General features: G+C 67.7%; 1 protein-coding gene. It reads right to left on the bottom strand.

Annotated elements, in window-relative coordinates:
- Window positions 1-114 precede the first annotated feature (114 nt).
- Window positions 115-7,095: an RHS repeat-associated core domain-containing protein gene (locus tag KGA66_RS09755; protein ID WP_211466928.1), complete on the bottom strand. Its 6,981-nt coding sequence runs from the start codon at window positions 7,093-7,095 to the stop codon at window positions 115-117.
- Between the last annotated feature and the right edge of the window lie 64 nt (window positions 7,096-7,159).

Genomic DNA, 7,159 nt, shown 5'->3' with positions numbered 1-7,159 from the left:
CGCCACGCCGGGCCGCCCACCATAGACCTCGTCAACCTCAAACCCCTGATACCCGAACCGGTCCGCGCGCCGTCCCAGCCGACATCCCTGCAGCTCGCAGCCTAGATCATCAAGCTAAGTGGCATTGCACCAGGTACCATCCGATGCACTCTTATAGAAGGTTGTGTTAAACGGGCCGCCGCGCTTCATTGCAGAAGCGCCATCCTTGGTCAACTGCCACAATGACCGACCCGTCCCGCAGCCCGGCCCGGCATTGTGAACGAGTACAGGGGTTGACCCCGCCTCGACATAGTACGTGTGGAGGCTGTCGATGGTGAGGTTGTAGGTGACGGTGGTGGTGGTGTAGTCGTGTATCGCGAGGATCGTGACGGTGTGGCCGTTGGTGGTTTGCAGCTGATCGCCGGCGCGCAGTCGGTCCGCCTCGGTCCAGGAGCGGGTGGTCGCGTCCCAGTAGAGGTGGTGCGCCGTGCCCGTGATGGTCGCGGTGCCGAGCGCAGGCACGACCGCGTCGCCGAGTCCGGCGTTGCCGGTGGCGGAGAACGTGCCGTGGGCGGATGAGACTGTGACGTCGGTGTAGTCGCGGTCGGTGTAGGTGATGTGCACGGCGGTGACGATGTGGGTTTCGTCCTTGGCGCCGAACGGTGCACCGGGTTGCGCGTTGGAGATCTTGTCGCCGACGTGGATCTGATCGATCGGCTTGCTTGAACCGTCGGCCATCAGGACGAGGGTTGTGCCGATGAACGAGTTTGCGCAGCTCCCGCCGCCCCGCGCGTAGCCGCCCGCACCGGCTTTTGCGCTGAGGTATTCGTAGCCGGACTCGAACGCGAGCGCGATGCCGGCATGCAGCATGGCGATGGCTCGCGGGTCTTCGCCATAGGCTTGGGCGCCCAATGCGGCGGCGTACTCGTCGCCCTTGGTGGTGTCGGCGCCGCGCAGCAGCGTCGCCCCGCCGGACGCGCTGACGAGCAGCGGGTCGCTACCGCCGGTTCCGACGTCGAAAGTTCCGATCGCCTTGACCTGGGCTTGGAGGGCGGCGAGCATGGTCTGCCCGCACACGTCCGAGTGCGCGGTGCACAGGCCGAGCCAGTCGCGCATGGCCTCCTGCGTCCGGACCGTCTGGCTGCCTGAGACCTCGTGCGTGCCGAACGCGATGCGGATGCCCCAGTTCTGGAGCTGGTAGAAGTGTGCGTTGTTCGTGTTGACGAACACACCGCCGCCCACTTCGACGTCCTGGCCGGGACTGCCCGACGCGCTCGGTGACGAGCAGTCGCCGTTCCAGTCGCAGGAGCTGCCGGGTGCGTCGCCCATAGCGCGCAGGCCGTTGGGGTCGGCACCGGTACTGGGGTTGTCGGCGGCGTAGGTGTAGCCGCCGAGCTGTCGCGAGTCACCGGTTTCCAGGACGGGGTCGATGCTGATGAAGCGGCCGAGGGTGGGGTCGTACTTGCGGGCGCCGAGGTCGGTGTAGCCGGTGCTGGTGTCGGCGGGCTGGCCGAGGTAGCCGCGGGTGGGGTCGATCCAGCTGCTGCTCGCGGTGCCCCGGACCTGTCCGTAGGGGGCGTATTGGGTGCGGGAGACGGCCTGGGTGTTGGTGTCCATCTCCAGGGTGGCGGTGGCGTGCGAGTCGGTCAGCTGGTAGTCGACGCCGCTCTTGCCGGGCAGCGAGGACCGCACGGCGATGACGGGGCCGGTGCCGCCGATGTGGTAGCTGCGCACGGCGCCGAGCAGCGTGTGCGGGGTGACGGCGGTGTTGACGACGATCTCGGTGTCCCCGGCGAACAGGGTGGTCTGCCCGGGGTCGCGGCGGATCAGCTGGTTGCCGTCCGCGTCGTAGAGGTAGCCGGTGATGTTCGTGCTCTGGGTCACGGACTGCAGGTGGTCCTCGTCATCCCAGGCGAGGGTCTGGGCGCTACCGGTGGACGGGGTACGCGAGACGGTGTCGCCGAGCTTGTCGTAGCAGAAGCTCGTGGTCGCGGTGCCGGTCGAAACCGAGGTCAGCGCGTGCGGCTGGACCGACGTGTTGGCGCAGCTCGCGGAGGGCGTCCCGCCGTTGGTGTACGTGGTCGTGGTGGAGGTGGTGGCGGTGTGATCGGTCTCGGTGCGCCGGTCGCCGGTCGCGTCGTAGGCATAGGACTGCCAGTACGCGGCTGTGCCGGTGGCGAGCGTCGCCGAGGACGGGGTGGTGGTCTTGCAGCCACCGACGCCGCCGACGCCGGCCGAGTTGACGCCGGCGGTGTCGGTCCATGCCCGGGTCAGCTCGTCGAGCGGGTTGTACTGGTAGCACTGGGTGTCGGTGACCGTATTGCCGGTCTCCGACTGCTTATCGGTGGTGGACGTCGGGTTGCCGGCCGGGTCGTAGGTGTAGGAGGTGTCGTCGACCGTGGGGCCGGGCGCCTGGGTGCGGCTGGTCAGCACGTCAGTGAGGCGGCGGGTCTCATCGTCGTACGTGTAGGTCACATACGCGGGGTTGGTGGACGGGCCGAGAGTGAGCCGAGAGGGTTCGCCGTAGTTCGTGTAGACGGTCCCGGTCACGTACGTCCAGCTGCCGCTGGAGGTGTCGACGGGGTTGCCGAGCGTGTCGACGCCGTAGGTCAGCGCCTCCCCGCTGAGCCCGACGGTGCGCGGGTCGGTCTGCCCGGTCATCAGCTGGTCGTTGGTCGAGTAGGAGTAAGTGGTGGTGTATGTGGTGGGCAGGGGCGACTCGACACTCGGCAGTGTGATCGTCGTACCGACGGGTTTGCCAAGGCTCGTGTATCCGGTGCTCGCCACGGTGTAGCCGCCGGTGACGCCCGACACGTACCGGGTGGAGGAGGTCAGCTTGCCGACCTGGAGGGTGTCGTAGAGCCATGAGGCGTATTCGAATCCGGCGGCGTGCTTGTCGGTCGCGGTGAGTTTGCGGCCGAGCAGGTCGTAGGTGTAGTCGAGTTCGATGCCGCGCGAGTCGGTGGTTGACACCAGGTTGCCCGCGTCGTCGTACGCGTGGGTGCTCGCGCCGGCGTCGGGGTCGCTCTGCTGGGTCTTGCGGCCGGAAAGGTCGTAGGTGAACGACCACACCTTACTGTCGGGGCCGGTGACGGTGGCCTGCTTGGCGGAGGCCGTGTACGTGTACTTCGTCACGTTTGTGGTGCCGCCGGTGACGGTGAATCCCGACTGCGCGGTGCCGGAGAGCGTGGGCGCGGAGGTGTACTGGTCCAGTTCGCTGGTCTGGCCACGGGCGTCGGTGTACGTGGTCTGGGTCATGCCGCCCGAGGGCGGGATGACGGTGGTGTGGTCGCCCGCGTAGGCGGTGGTCGTCGTCCAGCTCTTCGCCCCGTCATGCTCCTCGGTCGCCAGATCCGGGCGGGCCATGGCGTCGTAGTCGGTGACGCTGGCGTCGGGGATGCTGCCTTGCGGCACGTTGGTCACCAGCACGGTACTCGGGCTGCCCGCGACGTTGTAGGCGTTCTCGGTGAGCACCGGCTTGCCCAGCGAGTTGTACTGGGTGTCCGACACGGTGTTGCTTGAGTTCTCCGAGGTCTGCTGGGTTTCGCGGGTGCGCAGCATCGCGTCGTAGAGAGTTTCGGAGGAGACGTAGCCACCGCTCTCCAGCAGCCGGTTGGTCGTGACGACCTCGGGGGCGGTCTGCGAGAGCGTATAGGAATAGGTGTAGTTCGCCGACATGCCTGCGGACTTGGCCTCGTTGGGCAGCCATACCGCGGTCACCCGGCCGAGCGCGTCGTAGGTGTAGTCGGTCTTCAGGCCCGCGGCGTCGATCTTCTCGGTGGGCAGGGCGCGCACCGGGTCCATCGTGGTGGTGGCGCTCTGGCAGGCGGGGGCGGTGCACGGGTTCATGCTCGCGCCGGGCGTCACCTGGGTCTGCGTCTGCACCTGGGTCGGCAGTGCGCCACTGGCCGGGGAGTAACTCGTGGTGGTGATCTGCGCGAGCGAGCTGCCGTTCGGGGCGGAGGAGTTCGGGGTCCGCGTGACGGAGATGACGCGGCCGTACGTGTCGTAACTGCTGGTGGCCATCGTCACGAACGCCGAGGCCGTCACCGCGCCGGTCGGACCGACCGCCTGCTCAGTCGCAGTCACGTCGCCCTTGGTGGGCGCGGTTCCGGCGGGGCTCGTCCCGTCCCACGTGAACGCGTTGCTGTCGTACGAGGTACGCGCGTCGGAGATCAGCGGGCCGGTCGGGGTGGCGCCGGCGGCGGTGCAGTCCTGGGCGTTGGTGATGACTTCGGCCGGCAGCACGAGCGTCCCGTCGGCGCTCTCGATGTAGCGGGTCCAGGTGCACTTGGGGATGTTGTGCGGGTCGGCGATCTCGCCGCGGTCATCCGCCTGGATCGGGTTGCCGGTGGTGGCCGTGCCGAGGGTGGTGTTGTAGAAGTCGTCGGTCTCGGTGTACCGCCAGCCGGGGCTGTAGGAGACGGCGGTGCGCGTGTAGGTGTTCGCGGTGCGCACCATCTGGGCCGTGAGCGGCGGCAGTCCGGTGCGGGTGCGCGTCGCGGTCGGACCGATGATCGTCGGAGCGTTGACCGCGGCGGAGTAGAGAGTCGTGCCGGTGGCGTCGGTGTAGGTGTCAGTCTCGAAGGGCTTACCCGCCAGGGCGTTGCTGTCAGTGACCGAGTACTTGCCGTCCAGCGACGTGACAGTCACGGCGGTACCGCCGGTACCGGTCGGCGTATCGGAATCCATGCCGCGCAGATACGTGGTCTTAGTCAGCGACTGCTGGTCGTAGACCTTCGTGCCGTTGGTCAGATGGAAGACGTTCGGGTTGCCGGTGACCGTCTCCACGGTCGCGTAGCCGCGAAACTGCCCGTAGGTGCGGTTCTTTGATTTGACGACCTCGTTGTCGTCGTAATGCCAGGCGGCGCCGCCGTCATATTTATACGTGGTCAGCAGGTCCGGATAGCTGCCGTCCGGATTGGTGTTGTTCTGGTCCTGGGTCTCTACCTGTTGCACCGTGTACTTCTGGAACCAGTCGAGCTCGGGGCCGGCCGCCCCGTAGGGCGTCCAGTACACCGGGAAGCACGGCATCGTGTTCGTGGACGGATCCGACGGTACGTTGGATGTGGTGCACGTGGTCGGGTTATACGACACCGTGATCTTGGCACCGGTCTCGGTTTTGATGTCGTGGATCCGGTCGTGGTACATCACCGGCACGCTCGGGATCGTGCCGACCCGGTTGGGCAGTTGCAGCGGCGGGTCGAAGGAGACCGGCGGGTCAGGGACGCTCGTCGTGGCGCCGGCGGTGGTGTCCAGGCCCGTGTGCAGGATCGAGTCCAGCCACAGGGTCGGCGCGTGGTCACCGCCGTCCGGGAAGGTCTGGGTGAAGTCGTACTCGTCGGCCTGCTTGGTGGCGCCGCCGACCTGGACCTGGGTGACGATCGAGGTAAGGCGCTTGCGGGACCAGAAGGTCGGGCCGTGGTTCGGGCAGGAGGAGGTGTTCAGCGTCCAGCAGTCCTGGTCGATAGGCACGTCCGGCCAGTAGGAGGCGTCCGCCACGGTGAACTGCGAATCAGCGCACGTATTGCCGCTCGGCGTGCCCGGGATGCAGCGCTCGGCGGTGTTGAAGACGATCCGCTCCGGCGCGGCGGTGGAATAGACCGTCGAGGCGGTCATGCCGTAGTCGATCCGGTTCAGGTACCCGCCGCGGGTGTACTTGACCGGCGTGGTCTGCATGTCCGCGCCGTAGTTGTTGAGCTCGGCGGTGTAGTAGTAGGCCGCTGCATTGTCATGCACGTCGACGACGTAGTCCAGATTCCAGCGCCAGCCCATCAACTTCGAGGAACTGGCGAAGTTGCTGGAGGTGCAGGTCGGAACGTCGGGACCGCAGTAGACCGGCACCGTCCAGGCGGACTGCGAGGCAGTGTCGCCGGAAGCCCAGCCGGGCAAGCGGTTCAGGCCGAAATAGTACTGGGTGCCGTTCTCTGTCACCCGCCAGCACTCGTTGTTGTACGTGCCGTTCGTGCAGTTGGTCAGCTGCTCGATCTTCGTGGTCGACGAGTCGTTGACGGGACGGAAGGTCTTGGCGCCGGCATCGTAGACGATCTGGGTCGATTCGCCGTTGAGTGAGAGGGTGAGCACCTGCCCGGCCCAGCACTCGTCACCGGAGTACTGGGGCGCTCCGCTCGTCGTTTCGTCCGAGCAGTTCTCGTAGCTGCGCTCGACGTAGCTCTCGGTCGAACTCCAGCCGTCGCCGATCCACGAGGACTGGTTGTTCGTGCCCTCGGTGCGCCCGTCCTGGCTGGAGGAGTCATAGGACAGGTCCACGTTCGGCGCCCCGCCCCCGATCGCAGCCGGCACCTGGATCGGGTAGGAGTAGTCGAACGAGCCGGTGTTTCCTCCCATCGACCACGTGCCCGCCGGCGAGAGCGGCGTGGCGGCGTAGGTGCCGGACGGTCCGCTGCTGCCTGATGTCAGGCCCAGCACCACCGCGCCGGGGGATGCGGCGGGAATCGGGTGTGCGGCCACCGCCGTCGTGTGCGACTTCACCGTGGCATGTGCGCCGAGGTCGATGCGGGCGCTGAGCGGGTCGCGGCCCAACGCGGCGATCGGGGTCTGGACCTGGCAGGCGGCCAGTCGGGGTGTGGTCAGGGCGCAGGAGGGCAGGCGCACCAGGTGCAGGCGCGCGGCGTAGTCCCCGCCGAACGCCGCAGAGAACGTCGAATCATCCACCGACACGGTCACCGGCCCGGTGCCGGTGGACCCGGGCGCCACCGCGAGCGTGAACAGGATCCCGTGGATACCGGCGGCCTGCGCGCTCTTCTGATCGGTCAGCGTCACGGCGACCCGGGACGGGCCGGATGGCGCCGTGGACTTCGCGCCGGCGGCGGGCCGGCCGACCAGTACGGGCAGCGTCCCCGCCCGCTTGGGCGCGATCGCAGAGTTCGTTGACGGTGTGCGGAACGCCCCGTCGGCCCTAGGTGCCGGCGTGGCGGCGTTCAGGTCCACCGTGGCGGAGCCCGCGGCAGGCAGCCTGGAGTCGACCGTCGGGTCGAATTTCGGGAACGACGGCAGTGCCCTGGCTTTACCCGGACTCTGCAACGAGTAAGGGATCTGTTTCTCGGCCGGGATCGGTGGTGGCGCGGGAATGCTCTTCGCCGCCGGCGCGGGCATGGCTTGCGCCGCACCGGCGGTCAGCGTGACCGCGAGGGTGAACGCGCAGGACAGAGCTGAAACG

Origin of the sequence: Actinocrinis puniceicyclus, from assembly GCF_018283645.1 — a bacterium.
In the GTDB taxonomy this organism is placed as follows: domain Bacteria; phylum Actinomycetota; class Actinomycetes; order Streptomycetales; family Catenulisporaceae; genus Actinocrinis; species Actinocrinis puniceicyclus.
The sequence above is the reverse complement of the archived record's forward strand: the minus strand, read 5'-3'. Positions and strand labels throughout refer to the sequence as shown.

Coding starts and splice junctions, on each gene's coding strand:
- KGA66_RS09755 (WP_211466928.1), bottom strand. CDS start 7,095: ATGCCCGCGCCGGCGGCGAAGAGCATTCCCGCGCCACCACCGATCCCG.